Source organism: Photobacterium chitinilyticum (genome assembly GCF_004104355.1).
Lineage (GTDB): Bacteria > Pseudomonadota > Gammaproteobacteria > Enterobacterales > Vibrionaceae > Photobacterium > Photobacterium chitinilyticum.
Window position 1 is genome coordinate 1 of sequence record NZ_RJLM01000019.1, and the last position, 18515, is coordinate 18515.

17 protein-coding genes and 2 tRNA genes are annotated in these 18515 nt (G+C 48.5%); 11 read left to right on the forward strand and 8 right to left on the reverse strand.

Features of this window, described 5'->3' with window-relative positions:
* Positions 1-25: 25 nt before the first annotated feature.
* The 4 genes from EDI28_RS23540 to EDI28_RS23555 all read left to right on the forward strand — a co-directional run bounded on the left by EDI28_RS23540 (position 26) and on the right by EDI28_RS23555 (position 1842).
* Positions 26-102 (forward strand) — tRNA-Asp (locus tag EDI28_RS23540).
* Between the two features lie 104 nt (positions 103-206).
* Positions 207-283, forward strand: a tRNA-Trp gene (locus EDI28_RS23545).
* 302 nt (positions 284-585) lie between these two features.
* Positions 586-921: a DUF1904 domain-containing protein gene (locus EDI28_RS23550; protein ID WP_128786326.1), complete on the forward strand. Its 336-nt coding sequence runs from the start codon at positions 586-588 to the stop codon at positions 919-921.
* Between the two features lie 75 nt (positions 922-996).
* The gene (locus tag EDI28_RS23555) at positions 997-1842 is read left to right on the forward strand and encodes an endonuclease/exonuclease/phosphatase family protein (RefSeq protein ID WP_128786327.1); all 846 of its coding nucleotides are present in this window, start codon (positions 997-999) and stop codon (positions 1840-1842) included.
* On the opposite strand, the gene EDI28_RS23560 is transcribed toward EDI28_RS23555, so the two are convergent.
* The 3 genes from EDI28_RS23560 to gloB all read right to left on the reverse strand — a co-directional run bounded on the left by EDI28_RS23560 (position 1829) and on the right by gloB (position 4906).
* Complete coding sequence (locus EDI28_RS23560; RefSeq protein WP_128786328.1) at positions 1829-2518, reverse strand: YIP1 family protein; 690 nt, start codon at positions 2516-2518, stop codon at positions 1829-1831. The two genes, EDI28_RS23555 and EDI28_RS23560, sit on opposite strands and share 14 nt — an antisense overlap.
* Entirely contained in the window at positions 2515-4077 is a 1563-nt protein-coding gene (locus tag EDI28_RS23565) for a lytic transglycosylase (RefSeq protein WP_128786329.1), read from the reverse strand. Before EDI28_RS23565 ends, EDI28_RS23560 begins: the two co-directional genes overlap by 4 nt.
* 70 nt (positions 4078-4147) lie before the next feature.
* Positions 4148-4906, reverse strand: a complete 759-nt coding sequence (gene gloB / locus EDI28_RS23570; RefSeq protein WP_128786330.1) for a hydroxyacylglutathione hydrolase — start codon at positions 4904-4906, stop codon at positions 4148-4150.
* A gap of 39 nt (positions 4907-4945) precedes the next feature.
* Here gloB and EDI28_RS23575 point away from each other — a divergent pair, with 39 nt between their 5' ends.
* Positions 4946-5713, forward strand: a complete 768-nt coding sequence (locus EDI28_RS23575; protein ID WP_128786331.1) for a methyltransferase domain-containing protein — start codon at positions 4946-4948, stop codon at positions 5711-5713.
* Between the two features lie 3 nt (positions 5714-5716).
* Here the strand turns inward: EDI28_RS23575 and rnhA are convergent, their stop codons facing one another.
* Positions 5717-6178 (reverse strand): ribonuclease HI, encoded by a 462-nt coding sequence (gene rnhA, locus EDI28_RS23580; RefSeq protein WP_128786332.1) that lies wholly within the window; start codon positions 6176-6178, stop codon positions 5717-5719.
* Between the two features lie 51 nt (positions 6179-6229).
* Between rnhA and dnaQ the strand changes: the two genes are divergently transcribed.
* Together dnaQ and EDI28_RS23590 are read left to right on the forward strand one after the other, a co-directional pair.
* Entirely contained in the window at positions 6230-6961 is a 732-nt protein-coding gene (gene dnaQ / locus EDI28_RS23585; RefSeq protein WP_128786333.1) for a DNA polymerase III subunit epsilon, read from the forward strand.
* A gap of 7 nt (positions 6962-6968) precedes the next feature.
* Entirely contained in the window at positions 6969-8210 is a 1242-nt protein-coding gene (locus EDI28_RS23590) for a TIGR03503 family protein (protein WP_128786334.1), read from the forward strand.
* Positions 8211-8327: 117 nt separating this feature from the next.
* On the opposite strand, the gene fadE is transcribed toward EDI28_RS23590, so the two are convergent.
* Positions 8328-10778, reverse strand: a complete 2451-nt coding sequence (fadE, locus tag EDI28_RS23595; RefSeq protein ID WP_128786335.1) for an acyl-CoA dehydrogenase FadE — start codon at positions 10776-10778, stop codon at positions 8328-8330.
* A gap of 430 nt (positions 10779-11208) precedes the next feature.
* Between fadE and dauA the strand changes: the two genes are divergently transcribed.
* The 3 genes from dauA to EDI28_RS23610 all read left to right on the forward strand — a co-directional run bounded on the left by dauA (position 11209) and on the right by EDI28_RS23610 (position 14411).
* Positions 11209-12927, forward strand: a complete 1719-nt coding sequence (gene dauA, locus EDI28_RS23600) for a C4-dicarboxylic acid transporter DauA (protein WP_128786336.1) — start codon at positions 11209-11211, stop codon at positions 12925-12927.
* A gap of 70 nt (positions 12928-12997) precedes the next feature.
* Positions 12998-13579, forward strand: a complete 582-nt coding sequence (gene lpcA / locus EDI28_RS23605) for a D-sedoheptulose 7-phosphate isomerase (protein WP_128786337.1) — start codon at positions 12998-13000, stop codon at positions 13577-13579.
* Positions 13580-13631: 52 nt separating this feature from the next.
* The gene (locus tag EDI28_RS23610) at positions 13632-14411 is read left to right on the forward strand and encodes a class II glutamine amidotransferase (RefSeq protein ID WP_128786338.1); all 780 of its coding nucleotides are present in this window, start codon (positions 13632-13634) and stop codon (positions 14409-14411) included.
* A 90-nt stretch (positions 14412-14501) separates the two neighbouring features.
* Here the strand turns inward: EDI28_RS23610 and purN are convergent, their stop codons facing one another.
* Together purN and purM are read right to left on the reverse strand one after the other, a co-directional pair.
* The gene (purN, locus tag EDI28_RS23615) at positions 14502-15146 is read right to left on the reverse strand and encodes a phosphoribosylglycinamide formyltransferase (RefSeq protein WP_128786339.1); all 645 of its coding nucleotides are present in this window, start codon (positions 15144-15146) and stop codon (positions 14502-14504) included.
* Between the two features lie 4 nt (positions 15147-15150).
* A complete protein-coding gene (gene purM / locus EDI28_RS23620; RefSeq protein ID WP_128786340.1) occupies positions 15151-16191 on the reverse strand; it encodes a phosphoribosylformylglycinamidine cyclo-ligase in 1041 nt (346 codons plus the stop codon).
* 195 nt (positions 16192-16386) lie between these two features.
* Between purM and upp the strand changes: the two genes are divergently transcribed.
* Positions 16387-17013, forward strand: a complete 627-nt coding sequence (upp, locus tag EDI28_RS23625) for a uracil phosphoribosyltransferase (protein ID WP_128786341.1) — start codon at positions 16387-16389, stop codon at positions 17011-17013.
* A gap of 148 nt (positions 17014-17161) precedes the next feature.
* Here upp and EDI28_RS23630 read toward each other — a convergent pair whose 3' ends face one another.
* Positions 17162-18412, reverse strand: coding sequence for a uracil-xanthine permease family protein (locus EDI28_RS23630; protein WP_128786342.1), 1251 nt, complete (start codon positions 18410-18412; stop codon positions 17162-17164).
* Positions 18413-18515: the final 103 nt, after the last annotated feature.

Here is an 18515-nt window from a genome sequence, read left to right on the forward strand (position 1 = left end):
AACAGTAAGCTGTTTATCACCGTGTGGAGCGGTAGTTCAGTTGGTTAGAATACCGGCCTGTCACGCCGGGGGTCGCGGGTTCGAGTCCCGTCCGCTCCGCCACTTTATTTGAAGGGTTCGCCCTTCGGTCGAATGAGTCCCGCTTGAACGCAAGCCCGGCCGTTCCGCCACTTATTCAGACATAGTTAAGTCTTTAAAATAGCTACAGGGGTATAGCTCCAATTGGCAGAGCAGCGGATTCCAAATCCGCGTGTTGGGAGTTCGAATCTCTCTACCCCTGCCACTTTCGAAAGCCTCGACAGAAATGTCGGGGCTTTTTTGCGTCTGTTACTCACCAAAGACTCGTATTTTTCATTATAACTTCTCTTATGTGGGCTTAATTGTGATTTTGTGATTTTGTGATTTTGTGATCTTGGTTCAGGTGTTGTGATTCTATTTTATCTTCAACTTATTAGCGTTAGAGCTGCTAAAATTGACACTTATATATTGAAATAAAACGCCTGCAAGAGCACAGAAATAGATGCGCAGCACGTGATATCAGTGGTATCTTGTTGGCTTTCAGCAGCGAGCTATTTGGGAGTAGACATGCCGCATCTTCGTTTCCGTGATGTAGAATTTGATACCGTAAAGTCACTATCGACAGCATTAGTTGATGACCTTCAGCCCCTGATGGCTTGTCCTCGCGAAGATTTCACTTTAGAGCATATATCGACAACCTTCATTTTTGACGGTGAGGTTTCCTTCGCGTACCCGTTTGTCGAGGTACTCTGGTTTGACCGCGGACAAGAAGTACAAGATCAGGTAGCCCGACATATTACAGATGCCGTCCGGAATGCTTTGGAAGCGCCGGAGCAGGATGTTGCTGTTATTTTTACCGCACTGACACCAACCGCTTATTACGATAACGGCGAGCATTACTAACTCGCTAGATTTCTTCTCTGATTTATATGGCAGCCCTGCTGCCAGGGGTTGTTTTGTTTCAAAAAGGTGGTATGGATGACGCGGTATGCAAAAGTCGCTGCAGGATTGGGAGTCGTCGCAGGGGTGTTAGGAGTCAGCGCATTTAACTGGTCGTTTGACGTTGCTAATACGCCTGAAGTTAGTGCCAATGTACTGGCACCACAGTTTTCTTATCGCTGTATTGAAAGTGCGATTGCGCGCCCTTTGGATACGGACGGAGAATTTACTGTCTCGGTGTGGAATATATATAAGCAGCAAAGAGAAAACTGGCGTACTGCACTGGAGTCATTTTCACAAGACAGCGAACTGGTTTTGTTACAAGAAGCGAGTTTGAATACTGACTTACGTGATTACTTAGACGACTCTGTATGGAAAGTTCGTATGGCTAATGCTTTTAAGTTTATGAACACGCCTGCGGGTGTTATGAACTTATCGAGTGTGAATGCCAAGAGTACTTGTGCTTATCTAGCGATGGAGCCTTGGCTGCGCTTGCCTAAATCGGCACTACTGTCCGAGTTTGCTCTTTCTGATGGCAGTACACTTATCGTGGTTAACTTGCATGGTGTGAACTTCGCTGTGGGTCTCGATGAATATCAGGAGCAATTAGATAGTCTGCGTGCCGTGTTGGGAGTCCATTCAGGACCGATTATTTTAGCTGGTGACTTTAACACTTGGCGTCAGGCCAGAATTGAAGTTGTAAATCGTTTTGCTGAGAGTTTGGGACTGCGCGATGTTCAACTCAGAAAGGATCAGCGGATCAAGGTGTTTGGTAAGCCCTTGGATCACTTGTATTACCGTGATCTACGGCTGGTGAGAGCAGAGGCACCGAAAACCGATGCCTCTGATCACAACCCCATTATTGCCAGCTTTAGGCTGCAATGATCATGATTGGCCAAACAATAAGTGTGAGTAGCCAGGGTAGGCAAGCAACGACAATTGATTTGGCTCGATCATAATCTGTCCATGCCGTAATAGCTGCATAAGTTAGTGCGATATACCATGGTGCCAGTAAAGGAATAGTGGCAGAAAAGGATGCCCATGGATTGTTCATTGGCAGTTTTATCAGGCCATTCAAGCTGTTCAGGTCTGCGGCATTTGGCAGGATATTACTGCTGTTAAACATGATGTTGATATAACTGGCAAAGTCGCCAATCACTGTCGGTAGCATGATAAAGCATGATGCCGCTAACCACTTGCCGTAGCTGTGCTTATATTGATTGCCCTTGGTTGCCAAATGTAGCCATAGAGCCAGCACAAATATACAAAGCGTACGCCCGCCAATATCACCGATTACCTCACGTGCCAGCAGAGCTTCCTTGGTCAGCCATGATTCCTCTATTTGCTGATTTGCATTTACGAACTGAGTCATCAGCTCCTGCTGTAACCAGACCATATCTACATTACCGAAATAGCTGTTCCAGAGGAAAAAAGGCCCAAGAATAGCGATTAGATAGGGTAATACTGCCCACTTGGGGTGCTCATAGATAGCTGCAAAGCAGTCGATTGGAGAGCGAAAAGCATCGAGTACTGCTGCGAATATATTTTTAGACGGCGTCATACACTGACCTTAGTAACATCTACGTATAGTTTTAATTTCTGTCCGGGTTTAAGGTATTTCTGACCTTTGATCTGATTCCATTTTACAACGTCAGATACTTTTACTTTATAACGTTGGGCAATGGCACTCAGATTATCACCGGAGCGTACCTTGTAATACACCGTACGAATTACAGCGCCAGACTGGCTGTCTTTCCATAGGGTCAGCTTTTTCCCGACACGGAGCGGTTTGTTTTTGCTAAAGCCGTTCCACTTGGTGATTTGGTCGATAGATACTTTCTGGCTGCGGGCGATGGTCCACAAGCTGTCACCTGATTTCACCTCGTAGGTTGTACGATAGCCACTGCCATGGCTCTTTTGGGTTCGTGTCGCTAACTGGGCAGAAATACTGTCGCCGTCTTGCATGGCTACAGGAATAAGGATATGGCGGCCAACACGGATACTGCTGCCGGTCATATTGTTTGCACGCTGTATCTGCTTGGTTGTGGTCTTATACTTTTGAGCCAGTACGCTAAGTGTATCGCCGGATTTCACCCGGTAGCGAACTACTTTCATTCCTTGGCGGCCATTACTTGTAAACTGACGATTAAAGCGATCTACTTTGTCGATTGGAAGAAGGAGGTGATTAGGACCGTCTGGTGATGTTGCCCAATGGTTATAAGCAGGGTTGAGGCTTTGAAGATCTTTGAGTTTAATGCCGGCGTAGTTGGCGGCCATCGCCAGATCCATCTGTGTTCCCGGTTTGACGAGCTCAACTACGGGCTTGTTGGCGATAGACGGTATGGTTATACCGTATTTCTTTTGGTTTTTGATCACGTCAGCGACAGCAAGCAGTTTTGGTACGTAGCCGCTGGTTTCTTTCGGGAGATCCAGTGACCAGAAATCAGTAGGCTTTCCGGCTGCGCGGTTTTTACGGATAGCCCGGAACACTCGTCCTTCCCCCGTGTTGTATGCAGCAAGTGCATGAAGCCAGTCGCCATCAAACTTTCGGTTCAGGTATTCAAGTAAATCCAGTGCTGCCTGGGTGGACTCGACAACATCTCGGCGACCGTCATACCACCAATTTTGTTCTAGCCCGAAGCGACGGCCGGTATCAGGAATAATTTGCCATAGCCCAGCTGCTCGACCGTGAGAATAGGCAAATTGGTCAAAAGAGCTTTCAACAATAGGAAGCAAGGCGAGTTCAAGTGGAAGATTACGTTTTTCTATTTCTTCGGTGATGTAGTATAAAAAGGGTTCTGCACGCTCGGCAACGGTTTTGAGGTGGCCGGGATAGCGGAGGTACCAGTTTCGGTAGTACTTTACCTGTTTATTCTCAGGAATATCAGCAGCTAGCTGCATGGTAATGCGCTGCCAAACATCATCTTGTTCCTGAGGTGTTATGACTATTACCTGTTCGGTGATAACAGGCTTAGTTGTATCTTTCTGCGTCGAAACGGCAGGCGTTTGTACGGGAGATTCTTCTTTCTTGTTAGTTGTGTTTGCTTGTTCTTCTACTGTATTTGTAATTTGGCAACCAGCCAGTAAAAGCGCACTCGCTAAAAAAAATCGGGATTTCATGAAACCTGCCTAAAGCCAAAATAGTTGGTGATAATACTTGTCCAACTACCTTGGAGACAAGTGACGCAGGTCAAAATTTGTCTTTCCAACGACGCAGTGCAGCGAAGGTCTCCAGATCACTGTCGTCAAACGCCTTATCTGCAACGGATTTTTTGATACTTGCCTGATCACAACGTAAAAACGGATTAATTAATTTTTCTTGTCTTAATGTCGATGGGATCGTGCTGATGCCCTGCGCTCGTAGTCGGCTAACATCTTCACGGTAACGTTGCAAATGCGGGTTGTCCTGTTCGGCAACTAACGCAAAGGCGATGTTGCTGCTAGTGTATTCATGGGCACAGTAGACTTTGGTTTCGTCTGGCAGTGCGGCGATTTTCTGTAGCGAGTTGAACATTTGTGCTGGCGTGCCTTCAAATAAGCGACCGCATCCGCCAGAGAATAAGGTATCACCACAAAAGAGTTTCTCGTCTCCGACATAAGCGATATGGCCTGCCGTGTGGCCTGGGACACCCAGCACCATAAAGCGCTCGCCAAAAATTTCCACCTGGTCGCCGTCCTCGACAGACTGAGAAACGCCGGGAATCGGTTCTGCTGAAGGAGCAACGATATTGACATGTGGGAAGGCGCGCTTGAGCTCACTGATCCCACCAATGTGATCGTGATGGTGATGGGTAACTAAAATGGCATCAAGGGTGAGTTGTTGTTCTTTTAACACCTTGATTACTGGCGTTGCATCACCGGGATCAACGACGACACAATGTTTATCTGGACTGTGAATCAGCCAGATGTAATTGTCATTGAATGCAGGTATGCTTTTAACTGTAAGCATGTAATTTGTCTCCAGCCTTTAGGTGTTGAGCAATAACTTATGAAGCCAGCCCGCACATTAACAGATATTCAATCACCACATACCTGGTCACAAGTCGCCAATGGTGAATGGGCGGCTGAGCTGCTTCAGGCCCAGCTTGATGAATGGTGGCCCAAGTTATTCGGCTACCATATGTTAAAGCTGGGCGGGTTAAGCTGTGAGCTCGCCAGTGGTCATTGTAACATCCAACATCAGATTTGCATTGATAAGTTCAATCCACTGCATAATGTGATAGCCGACCATTTTGCCCTGCCTTTCGTGGAGAAGTCTTTTGACGCCTGTGTGATCACCCATCAACTTGATTATTGCTCCGACCCACACCGGTTGCTGCGAGAGGTAGACCGCGTGATGGTAGATGATGGTTATATATTGCTAAGTGGTTATAACCCTGTAAGTATTCTTGGCATGCGTGGGCTGCTGCCCTGGAACCGGAAGCGATACCCGTGGAAAGGGCGGATGTTTATGCCGATGCGAGTGAAGGACTGGCTGGGGGTATTGAACTACGAGGTAGTTTTCCATGAGAACTTTGCTGTTTTACCGGCAACCAGACACCAGGCCTGTTTGGCCTGGGCAGAAAGTGTCCTGTCGGAGGCTTGTTCATCGATAGGAAGCATGTACCTAATAGTTGCTCGCAAGCGGACGGTGCCCCTCAAGCCAATCAAGCCGACCTGGAAGCTACGGCGTCAACTTGCGCCGCTAGGACTTAACTGTCGGACCAAGGCAAGTCAGAAAGTGAAAGGTGCGTGCTCCAGCTTGCCTGTGAAATGATGCCTATGCCTTGTAGCCGTTATCATCCTGGCTTGGCGATTCTGCAGCAGCACGTGCCAGATCGTCGCAGCGCTCATTTTCAGGATGACCAGCATGGCCTTTTACCCAGTGCCAGGAGACTTGATGGCGTTGGGTTTCTGTATCGAGACGTTGCCAGAGATCGGCATTTTTTACCGGTTTTTTATCTGCGGTCTTCCAGCCTCGCTTCTTCCAGTTGTGGATCCATTGTGTGATCCCCTGGCGGACATATTGACTGTCGGTCGTGAGATTAACCTGGCAGGATTCTCTTAGGCTTGATAAACCGACAATAGCAGCCAGAAGTTCCATTCTGTTATTTGTAGTCATGTAAAAGCCATCGCTGAGCTCTTTTTCATGTTGCTTGTACCGCAATACGGTACCATAACCACCAGGCCCCGGGTTACCCAGGCAAGAACCGTCGGTGAAAATCTCTACCTGCTTCGTCATATTTGGTAGTATTCGCTTTAGGAAAAACTTTAGTCTGACACAATCGCTACTATGAAAGCTACTAACGAACGTATTATCGTATTTGATACCGAAACAACCGGTATGAATATGACCGGTCCTCACTATGAAGGCCACCGTATTATCGAAATCGGCGCGGTTGAAATTATCAATCGCAAACTGACGGGTAATAGTTTCCACGTTTACATCAAACCGGATCGTGCGATCGATGCGGAAGCCGTTGATGTCCACGGTATTACTGATGAGTTTTTGTTCGATAAGCCGACCTATCGAGAAATCCATGAAGAGTTCATGGAGTTTATTCGCGGGGCAGAGATCGTTGCTCACAACGCCCCCTTTGATACCGGCTTTATGGACTACGAGTTCAGGAAACTGGATCCGTCAATAGGCAAGACCGAAGACTTCTGCAAGGTGACTGATACCCTGGAGATGGCCAAACGGCTGTTTCCGGGAAAAAGAAACAACCTTGATGTGCTGTGTTCGCGATACGGTATAGATAACTCGCACCGTACCCTGCACGGGGCATTGCTCGATGCCGAGATCCTGGCTGATGTATACCTGCTGATGACTGGTGGCCAGACATCGTTGGCGCTCAGTGCCGGCAGCGAAGAAAGTGATATCGGTACAGAAAGTGCGATCCGCCGACTGGCTTCGGGCAGAAAATCATTAAAGATCATTAGGGCATCGGCCGATGAAATACAAGCGCATGAATCGCGTTTGGATCTTATCGAGAAAAAAGGTGACGTCTCGCTGTGGCGTCAATAGAGGTGCTATGCGGCGGTTATTATTCCTAGTGATGTTGATACCGGTACTGTCTTGGGCAAAAGACAGTACGGCTATGTCGTGGCTGGATAATCGTTTTCGTATTGATCCAACTGTCGAACAGGTCTCTTTTGTCATCAAACGGGAAGATAAAAGTCGGTCGATTGTTTTGGTGCGCCCTGATGGAAAGAAATATTATTCGTGGCGTCATCCAGACAATGTTGCTTGGTACGATGAGCCCGGAATGGATATTATTTCGATTGAAAATCCTATGCCCGGACCATGGCAAGCTGTCGGTAAAGTGTCTCCTAATAATCAGGTTGTCCTACTATCGAACCTCAAGCTGACGGTTGAGGATCTGCCCTCAAGGCTTTACCAGTCCGAAACAATTAAATTTACGGCACGCCTTACTCAGAAGGGGCGATTGCTGACGATGCGCGATTTCCTGGATCGGGTTAAGTTGTCGGTTATTTTTTACGAATACGTTGAAGATGCCGAAAAGTTGCCTAAAGAAGCATTGCCGAGCCCTATTATTCTGGGGGAGTTTTCTGACGATGGATTGGCGTTTGATGAAGTTCCGGGTGATGGCGTGTTTACGGTGGCCTTGCCCGTTGCGATCCAGCCGGGGAAATATCGCGTTAAGATCAATTCAGGTAATGGTATTTTTCTCCGTACTGTTGAACAGCAGGTGTTGGTCTATCCGCCTCCGATGAGGGCAAGCTTTATTCAGGGACGTGGACGGAGTGAGCCTCATCAGGTTGTGGTTGATACGGAAGAAGGGGCGCTGTTGCCAGGATCGCTTGCTGCCCATATTGTCCAGGTGAATCCTGATGGTGAAGAGACTATCAGCCAGCAGCATGCATTTTCGGATGAAGACGGGCTGAAGGTGCGGTTACCCAATGGGAAGGCTCCGGGGCGTTATGCCTGGTCAGGCTGGTTATATGCTACTGACAACTTTAACAACCGGGAGCTTATTTTCAGGTTGCCGGAAAACCATTTCGCCGTTATGGCTGAGCTACAGCTGGATCGAAACTTGGAAGAGTTCAGGTCCCAGCAGGAAGCCAAGGCCAAGCGGGAAGAAATGCTTAAAGTTGAAGCGGAAAAACAAGCTGAGCGCTCGAAGGTGACGAAGATTATCTTGGGTGCGAACGTGCTGGTGGTCTTGCTGGTCGTTGTGATCGTGTTCTTGTGGCGTAAGCGTAAAATGAAAAAAGTGCTGGAAGAAGATTCACTCGTTGTACCTGCATCATGATTTGGCTGATATAGAGTTAGGACGATTGGAACCGGCATTGGTTTAGTTTGACATGAATAAAGAAAGGGAAGCCATAATGGCTTCCCTTTTTTATGTTGCTAATCTAATAATCGATGATTAGGCGGCAATATCCTTTTCCGTCGGCTGGTAAGGCTTTGCTGCCAGCTCTTCGGAATCAAAATCGTCGACATTGATAGTACGTAAGCGGCCTTCTTCTGCTCGACGTAGTAGCTCGGCCTCATTCTCGTTGATGGCATTCAGCTCTAGGCCTACTGCTGCCACATTATCCAACTGCATGAACGGGAACTTCTTGCCTGCAGCCTGACAGACACGATCATAGATTGGCTCGGCAGCCAAAATATCTTTCAGTGTTTCTTCTATCATACCTACCGCATTGTTCTCGCACGCTTCCAAGAACTGGCCGCGACCGATGCGATTACGAGTTTCACTCGGCGTTTGAATGATACGAGCGACTTTATGGTCCAGCTTGTCTGTTGGTTTTACACGTCCCAGCCCAAGAGGGAAGATCATGGTGCGCATAATCGCGGCAATCGGACGGTTCGGGAAGTTACGGAGAAACTCATCCAGCGCTTCCTGAGTCTGATATAGCGAATCTTGAAGCCCCCAATGAACCAATGGCAGATCATCTTGCTTGCAGCCATCATCGGTATAGCGTTTGAGGGTAGCAGACGAAAGATACAGTTGGCTTAGCACATCACCTAGGCGAGCGGATAAACGCTCTTTTCGTTTCAGTGAACCACCCAATACTGCCATTGAAATATCGGCAAGCAGTGCCAGGTTGGCACTGTAGCGATTCAGCTGATGGTAGTAACGAGTCGTTGCATCTTTACGTGGTGCCGAGGAGCCCCTTCCGTCAGTCAGTCCGAACCAGAATGAACGAACCATATTGCTGATCACAAAACCAACGTGGCCGAATAGGGCGCTATCAAAACCGTTCAGCGCCTTCTCGGCATTATCGTTGTAAGCTGCATCCATCTCTTCCAGTACATAAGGATGACAGCGTATTGCTCCTTGGCCAAAGATGATCATTGAGCGAGTGAGGATGTTCGCCCCTTCCACGGTAATCGCAATGGGTGCGCCCTGATAGCCACGCGCCAAGAAGTTGCTTGGTCCCATGGAGATCCCTTTGCCACCGACAACATCCATGGCATCAATGACGCTACGCTGGCTTCTGTGGGTACAGTGGTATTTGACGATTGCTGAGATGACAGAAGGCTTCTCACCTAAGTCGATACCGGAGACCGTCAAGTTGCTGGCCGCATCCAATACGTAGGCATTACCTGCTATACGAGCTAATGGTTCTTCAATACCTTCCATTTTGCCAATTGGTAATTTGAACTGTCGGCGAATGCGGGCATAGGCTCCGGTCGCCATCGCAGCTGTTTTCAGGCCGCCTGTTGAGTTAGAGGGGAGGGTGATACCTCGGCCGACAGACAAGCATTCAACCAGCATACGCCAGCCCTGACCGGCCATTTCCTGGCCACCAATGATGAAACTGATCGGTACGAAGACTTTGTCGCCTCGGGTTGGACCATTTTGGAATGGCACGTTCAACGGGAAGTGGCGGCGGCCAATTTCCACTCCGTCGATATCAGTTGGGATCAATGCGCAGGTGATACCTAGATCTTCTTCGTCGCTTAGTAGATGATCGGGATCGAACAGTTTAAAGGCCATACCTAACACAGTGGCAATAGGGGCCAACGTGATATAGCGCTTGTTCCAGGTCAGTTCCATACCTAGCACTTCTTCGCCTTGCCATATCCCTTTTTTGACGATGCCGAAATCAGGAATTGAGCCGGCATCAGACCCCGCCTCTGGGCTGGTCAGTGCGAAACAAGGAATTTCCTTGCCTTCGGCCAGGCGTGGTAGGTAGTGATCTTTTTGCGCTTTGGTGCCGTAGTGTTGTAGCAGTTCACCTGGGCCGAGTGAATTAGGAACACCGACTGTTGAAGAGAGTACGGCTGAAACACCGGTCAGCTTTTGCAGCACCAGTGATTGGGCATAAGCTGAGAATTCCAGGCCGCCGTATTCTTTTTTGATGATCATGGCGAAGAATTTATGATCTTTGAGGTACTGCCAGACTTCTGGAGGAAGATCAGCCAGTTCGTGTGTTACCTGAAAGTCATTGACCATCCGGCTTACTTCATTGACGGGGCCGTCGAGGAAGGCTTTTTCCTCGGCACTCAGACGAGGTGCCGGGATGTCATGAAGTTTGTTCCAGTCCGGTGCGCCACGGAACAAGTCGGCTTCCCACCAGACCGTACCAGCATCAATGGCTTCTTTTTCGGTACGGGACATTTCAGGCATAACACCTTTAAACGCTTTCAGAGCGGGTTTACTCAATAGGTTCTTGCGTAATGAAATTACGTTTAACGGTATTGCAATCAGCAGGAAAGTTATCCAGCTGTACTGGCCTACGATATCCAGTACTGAGCCTAGCGCCAATGCAGCCACGAAAGTAGCGGTAAAGGTTCTTAGGTTGGCACGGTGGTAGGCAAGTACACCGGTAATACCAATTAGCCCTAGTAGGTACACAAGTGTAACCATGATGATTCTCCTTATCGGGGGGCGTTGATTTCTTATTATTTGGGTACGTTTTATGCAAGGTAAGAGGTCTAACCACTTGTGATAAGTGTAAGGGGTTTTTTAATGAAATGTAAAATAATTTTCTGTTCTGAAAGGTTAGGGTTACGTAAAGATGTCTTGTCATCCCTTGTAACAAAAGGGATTGATCAAGATCAGCGAGTTGAAAAAATGTACTTGCGAAAATAAGTCATACAATTAAGATGGGTTATATTGTGATGCCGTTCACGCTATTTATTAGTTTGATATCAATATCAAACTGAGGTGTGAATGACTCATGGTGTCATCTGTTGCCTTTCCCGAACTCCGACTGACACATGCCCGCCGGATCCCTCACTCGGGATGACAGCTTTTCCTGAAATTTTTCTTTTGCACGCAAGTGCAGGGGTTTATCGTGTTGTTATTTCATGCTTTAAAGCAAGCGTGGCGTAAAGGTTATTCTTTCTCTACGCTGCGTGCCGATATTGTTGCTGGTATTACTGTGGGTGTTGTTGCGATCCCGTTGGGGATGGCCTTGGCTATTGCTGTAGGGGTGCCGCCTCAGCATGGCTTGTATACGGTTGTCGTGGCCGGCTTGCTGGCAGCCTTGTTTGGTGGCTCACGGTTTAATATTACCGGACCGACGGCGGCATTTGTGGTGATTTTGCTGCCAATCACTCAGCAGTACGGGTTATCTGGTTTGATGCTGGCAACCCTGATGTCCGGCGTGATTCTATTATTGATGGGCCTGCTACGGCTTGGTCAGCTTGTGGCCTATGTTCCTTATCCTGTGACAACGGGGTTTACTGCCGGGATCGGCCTGGTTATTGCCTTTCTGCAGCTCAAAGATTTGTTCGGACTAACCGTTGAGGGAAGTCCGGTTCATTTTCCCGAGAAAGTAATGGCTTACACCAGTGCTATGCCAAGCATCAATTATGCCGATGCAATGGTAGGATTCGGGACGATTGCGACTTTTATTTTGTGGGCCAAGCTCAAGAACCGAATTCCTCCCCATGTTGTCGCTCTGGCGATAGGAACAGTGCTGGCATTGCTGATGAACCAGTGGGGGGCCTCGCATGTGGGCCTGCTCGGAGAAAAATTCCATTATCAAATCGGTGATTTGATTGGTCAGGGGATCCCGCAGGTATTACCGCAACTGGTGATGCCATGGCAAGATCCCCAGTTTAGCTGGGGGCTGGTGGTCGAGCTTCTACCTGCCGCCTTTACTATCGCCATGCTAGGCTGTATTGAGTCTCTTCTGTGTGCGGTGGTGGCCGATGGTATGACAGGCACCAAGCATAACCCGAATGCAGAGCTTGTCGGGCAGGGGCTGGCCAATATGGTCGTACCGTTCTTTGGTGGGATCCCGGCGACAGCGGCCATTGCCCGTACTGCAACAAATATCCGAGCTGGGGGATTCTCTCCGGTTTCTGCTATTACCCATGCATTGTTTGTGCTGGCAGCGATGATCGTGCTGGCGCCGATGCTGTCCTTTATTCCGATGAGTGCCTTGGCTGGATTGTTGATCATGGTTGCCTGGAACATGTCGGAAGCCCCGCACTTTGTGCATACCCTGAAGGTGGCTCCCCGTCGGGATGTTGCTGTATTGCTGACATGTTTTACATTGACCGTGGTATTCGACATGGTGGTTGCTGTCGCGGTGGGCTTGGTGTTGGCTGGAGTGCTGTTTATCCAGCGTATTGCTACGCTGACCAGCGTGACGGTTGTTAACCGGGAGCACCAGCATCAGAATTTCGGTGATGATGTGGTGGTCTATGATATCAACGGCCCGCTCTTTTTTGCAGCCAGCGAAAAAGCATTCAATGTTATCGATCACTCGCAGGTAGATACCCGTGCCGTGGTGCTCGATTTCAGTGACGTGACAACGATAGATATTACCGCTATCCATGCGTTTGAGAGCGCGCTGGAAAGAATTCGCCAGTATCCGGTGTATCTTCTCGGTGTCGCAACACATGTAGAGAAAAAGTTAGCGACGGCTGGGGTGCTGATGGCTGATAACATTGCGCTTTACCCGTCACCACAGTCATTACGTGAGCATTTGGCAATAAACCGTCACAATGTGCTATCTCAGGAGTCGACACCTTCGGCCGTTTCTTTGTACACTGCAAGTTAAGGCGTATAAGTGCTTAGCCGGAGTGATTCGGCTTGGCGATAATATTGTATGAATAACCCGAGATTAGCCTATGTACCAAGATTTGATCCGTGCAGAACTAAATGAAGCTGCTGAAGTATTGACCCGCTTTTTAAGCGACGAAAAAAACATTGCAGATATTGAAGCTGCTGCCAAAGTACTGGCAGAGTCCTTTAAGCAGGGCGGTAAAGTACTGTCGTGCGGTAACGGCGGCTCACACTGCGATGCAATGCATTTCGCCGAGGAACTGACAGGACGCTATCGCGAAAACCGTCCGGGTTACCCCGGTATTGCTATTTCAGATCCGAGTCATCTTTCCTGCGTAAGTAATGACTTCGGCTATGACTATGTGTTCTCCCGTTATCTGGAAGCTGTTGGTGCTAAGGGTGATGTCCTGTTTGGTCTGTCGACTTCGGGCAACTCTGGTAATATTCTAAAAGCGATTGAAGCGGCAAAAGCCAAAGGCATGAAAACCATTGCCCTGACAGGTAAAGACGGCGGCCAGATGGCAGGCTTGGCTGATGTTGAAATTCGTGTACCGCATTTTGGTTTTGCTGACCGTATCCAGGAAGTGCATATTAAAATTATTCACATTTTAATTATGCTGGTTGAGAAAGAGATGGCTTCGAGCTAATTTCAGTTATTGTTAGAAATTTCTCAACACCGTAGAGAGGGCATAACGGACTATGTGTGAATTGCTTGGCATGAGTGCCAATGTGCCAACGGATATTTGTTTCAGTTTTACCGGCTTGATGCAACGGGGCGGTAAAACTGGCCCACATCGCGATGGCTGGGGGATCACCTTCTATGAGGGGAGGGGGTTTCGTACTTTTAAAGACCCAAACCCAAGTTGTCGATCTCGTATTGCAGAGCTGGTACAGGAATATCCGATAAAAAGCTGTGCGGTAGTTAGCCATATTCGACAGGCCAACCGTGGCGGTGTCAGCCTTGAAAATACCCACCCCTTTACCCGGGAGTTATGGGGACGCTACTGGACTTTTGCCCATAATGGTCAGTTAACAGGGTATGAACAGCTAGATACTGGCCGCTTTAGACCTGTCGGTGATACGGACAGTGAAATTGCCTTTTGCTGGCTGCTGAATCAGCTTGAAGCGAAGTTTCCTGGGTTACCTGAAGATATAGCGGCGGTATATGACTATGTCGCGGTTTGCTGTGATCGGCTCAGGGAGCTGGGGGTCTATAATATGTTGCTGAGCAATGGTGAGTGTGTACTGACATACTGCACCAATAACTTGCACTGGATCACCCGTCGGGCCCCGTTTGGACAGGCTTCTTTGATCGACGAAGATGTGACAATCGATTTCCAGAAGGAAACGACGCCAAACGATGTGGTAACGGTGATTGCAACTCAGCCACTGACTAATGATGAGAACTGGCACAAAATGCTACAAGGTGAGTTCAGCGTGTTCCATTATGGTGAGTTAATCTATAACCGAACGTTGTAAAGCGGAACTCGTTTGAGCCACTGGCCTCAAAACAAAAAAACGCGACCTAAAGGTCGCGTTTTTTATTGCTACTTTTTACAGCTACGTCGCTTACTCTTCAGCAGCATAGCCATGTGGAGGCAGTTTCTGTCCGTCAAAGACCGCGCCTTCATCTACCATGCTGAGCCTGTCTTGCAAGAACCAGTTGGCCACCAATGGGTAGATGCGGTGTTCCTGTTGCTGTACTCGGGCCGTGACGTCTTCGACCGTATCATTGTCAAAGACGGGCACCTTTGCCTGTAAGATAACCGGGCCACCGTCTAACTCTTCAGTGACAAAGTGAACACTGGTCCCGTGCTCTTTGTCTCCGGCTTCAATCGCACGCTGGTGGGTGTGCAAGCCTGTATACTTCGGCAATAGTGACGGGTGTACATTGAGCATCCGTCCCAGATAGTGACTGACAAACTCATGGCTTAAAATACGCATGAAACCAGCCAGAATCACGAGATCAGGCTGGAAAGCATCAATTTTTTCTGCCATTGCACGATCGTAGGCATCACGATCACTGTAATCACTGACAGCCAGATGCACGGTATCGATGCCAGCCAGACGCGCGCGTTCTAGGCCATAGGCATCGGCCTTGTTTGATATGACTGCAGCAATTCGTGTATCGTGAATGGTACCGTTTTGGCAGGCATCAATCATCGCTTGCAGATTCGAACCGCTGCCAGAAATAAGGACTACGATGTTTTTCATCGTCTTACTTAATCTCCACCTGCTCTTCACCGGCTTCGGCGTCGGCAATTTCACCCAGAAGCCAAGCATTTTCGCCTTCTTCATTCAGGATCTCAATTGCCTGCGCTGCTTGTTCTTGCGGTAGGGCAATAACTAGGCCGACACCACAGTTGAAGGTACGGTACATTTCGTAGGTTTCGACGTTGCCAGCTTGTTGCAGCCAGTTAAAGACAACGGGCCATTCCCAGCTGCTACCGTCAACCACCGCTTTTGCCCCTTCCGGCAGCACGCGAGGGATATTTTCCCAGAAACCACCCCCAGTGATATGAGAAATCGCGTGAACATCACAGCTTTCCATCATCTTCAAGGTTGATTTGACATAAATTTTTGTTGGCTCAAGTAGATGATCGGCCAGTGGCTTGCCTTCAAGCTCCTTGCTTAGATCGGCTTGAGAGACTTCAATGATCTTACGGATCAGAGAAAAACCGTTTGAGTGCGGGCCGCTAGAGCCCACAGCGATAAGCGCGTCGCCTGCTTTTACTTTACTGCCGTCGATGATGTCAGCTTTTTCGACCACACCTACGCAGAAGCCAGCAACATCATAATCTTCGCCGTGATACATTCCCGGCATCTCTGCTGTTTCGCCACCAATCAGCGCACAGCCAGATTGGATACAGCCTTCTCCGATACCTGCAACAACTGCCGCTGCTGTGTCTACTTCCAGTTTGCCCGTGGCATAATAATCAAGGAAGAACAGAGGTTCTCCACCTTGGACAATCAGGTCATTAACACACATCGCGACCAAGTCGATCCCGATAGTATCGTGCTTGTTCAGATCCATCGCCAAGCGAAGCTTGGTACCCACGCCGTCTGTACCAGAAACCAATACCGGCTCTTTATACTTGGTTGGCAACGAGCAAAGCGCACCGAAACCACCAATGCCGCCCATCACCTCTGGACGGTGGGTGCGTTTAACCACCCCTTTAATACGATCAACTAATGCATTACCTGCATCAATATCAACACCTGCATCTTTGTAACTAAGAGAAGAGTTATTGCCGCTCACAAGAGATCCCTCACCGCATTAAAGTAAAAAAGCGGGGGTATGATAACAGCAGTCAGGGCGGAAAGGGAAACGTTTGCGTCAATAAATATCGCTGGCCATTTACTGACCAAACAAACCATCACCCCTATCAGACAACTGCTGGTTTAGTGTATAATAATGCGATTTTTTTAAATTTTGTTTGCTTAGGAGTCAGAAATGAAAGTCGTTGAGGTTAAACACCCACTGGTAAAACATAAGATTGGTCTTATGCGCGAAGGCGACATCAGCACTAAGCGTTTTCGTGAGCTAGCGACAGAGGTTGGTAGCTTGCTGACGTATGAAGCGACTTCAGACTTCGAGACAGAAAAAGTTACCATTGAAGGCTGGAATGGTCCAGTAGAAATTGACCAGATCAAAGGTAAAAAGGTAACGGTTGTTCCTATTCTTCGTGCTGGTCTGGGTATGATGGACGGTGTACTTGAGCACGTACCAAGCGCACGTATTAGTGTGGTAGGTATCTACCGTGATGAAGAAACACTAGAGCCTGTTCCTTATTTCAACAAGCTGGCATCGAATATTGACGAGCGTATTGCCTTGGTTGTCGATCCAATGCTCGCGACTGGCGGTTCAATGATTGCAACTCTGGACCTGCTAAAAGAGCAAGGTTGTAAGCAGTTTAAAGTATTGGTATTGGTTGCGGCACCTGAAGGGATTGATGCGCTAGAAAAAGCACACCCAGACGTTGAGCTATATACTGCTGCTATTGATGAAAAGCTAAATGACAAAGGCTACATCGTTCCAGGTCTGGGCGATGCAGGCGATAAGATTTTCGGCACCAAGTAACTTTCATGCCTTGAATATAATAGCCGGACTTTTGTCCGGCTTTTTTGTCTCTGTTAGGCCGTCGCTGATTGGCATTATCGCAGAGGAAAAAAAGCGCCGATGGTACCCCTACCATCGGCGCTTTTTAGCTTATTGTCATCAGGCCAGATTAGCTTGTTGTGTCTTCCATCTGGGCGTTATCAACAACGTGGTTTTCACCTAAATCATCAGGCAGGACCAGGTTCAGCAAGATGGCTACGATACCGCATAGGCTGACACCCTGCAGGCTGAATTCGCCGATGCCAAACGCCATACCGCCAATACCGAATACCAGTGTTACTGCAACAATCACTAGGTTGCGGGCCTTATGGAGATCAACCTGATTTTTGATCAGAGTATTAAGGCCTACTGTCGCGATAGATCCAAACAACAGGATCATGATCCCGCCCATAACCGGTACCGGGATGGTTTGTAAAGTTGCGCCAAGTTTACCGACGAAAGCCAATATAAGCGCTGTGACCGCGCCCCAGGTCATAATGACAGGGTTAAATGCCTTGGTCAGCATGACGGCACCCGTAACTTCAGAGTAGGTGGTATTAGGTGGTGCGCCAAACAGTGAAGCGGCAATTGTAGCCACCCCGTCACCGGCCATTGTGCGGTGTAGACCTGGTTTTTTCAGGTAGTCTTTACCGGTGACATTCGAGATTGCCAGCATATCACCCACGTGCTCGACCGCCGGAGCAATCGCAACCGGGATCATGAACAAAACGGCGTTGATATTGAACTCAGGGAAAGTGAAGTTAGGAAGGGCTAGCCAACTAGCTTGAACCACAGGGGTGAAGTCGACTACGCCGAATCCCAAGCTTACAGAGTAACCCGCAACAATACCGCCCATAATCGGAACCAGTTTCAGGAAGCCTTTGGCAAACACGCTCAGTGCGATAGTCACAAGCAGAGAAATGCTCGAGATCCAAAGCGCCGCATCACCATTTATCAACTGAACAGCACCGTCACCTGTTTTCCCTAAAGCCATGTTGACCGCTGCAGGGGCAAGACCAAGGCCTATAACCATGATCACCGGGCCAACGACAACAGGAGGAAGCAGCTTATGGATAATGCCAACGCCGCGTACTTTTATCACCGCTCCCATGCAGATATACACAACACCGGCCATCATCAGGCCGCCCATGGTGCTTGCTATTCCCCATGTTTGCACGCCATACATAATTGGAGCGATAAAAGCGAATGAAGAAGCGAGGAAGATCGGAACGGAACGTTTTGTGATGACTTGAAAGAGGAGGGTACCGATACCTGCGCCGAAGAGCGCAACACTAGGATCTAGCCCAGTAAGTAACGGAACCAGAACCAACGCACCAAATGCGACGAATAGCATCTGTGCACCTTGCAGTACCTGCATCATTGTAGAATTCCACCCTGTCTGAAAAAAAAATCGCGCAATGCTATCACGGATGTAATCGGTTGCCTATCTGCTTTCTGTTGAAAAAACCATTTGCAACGGCACC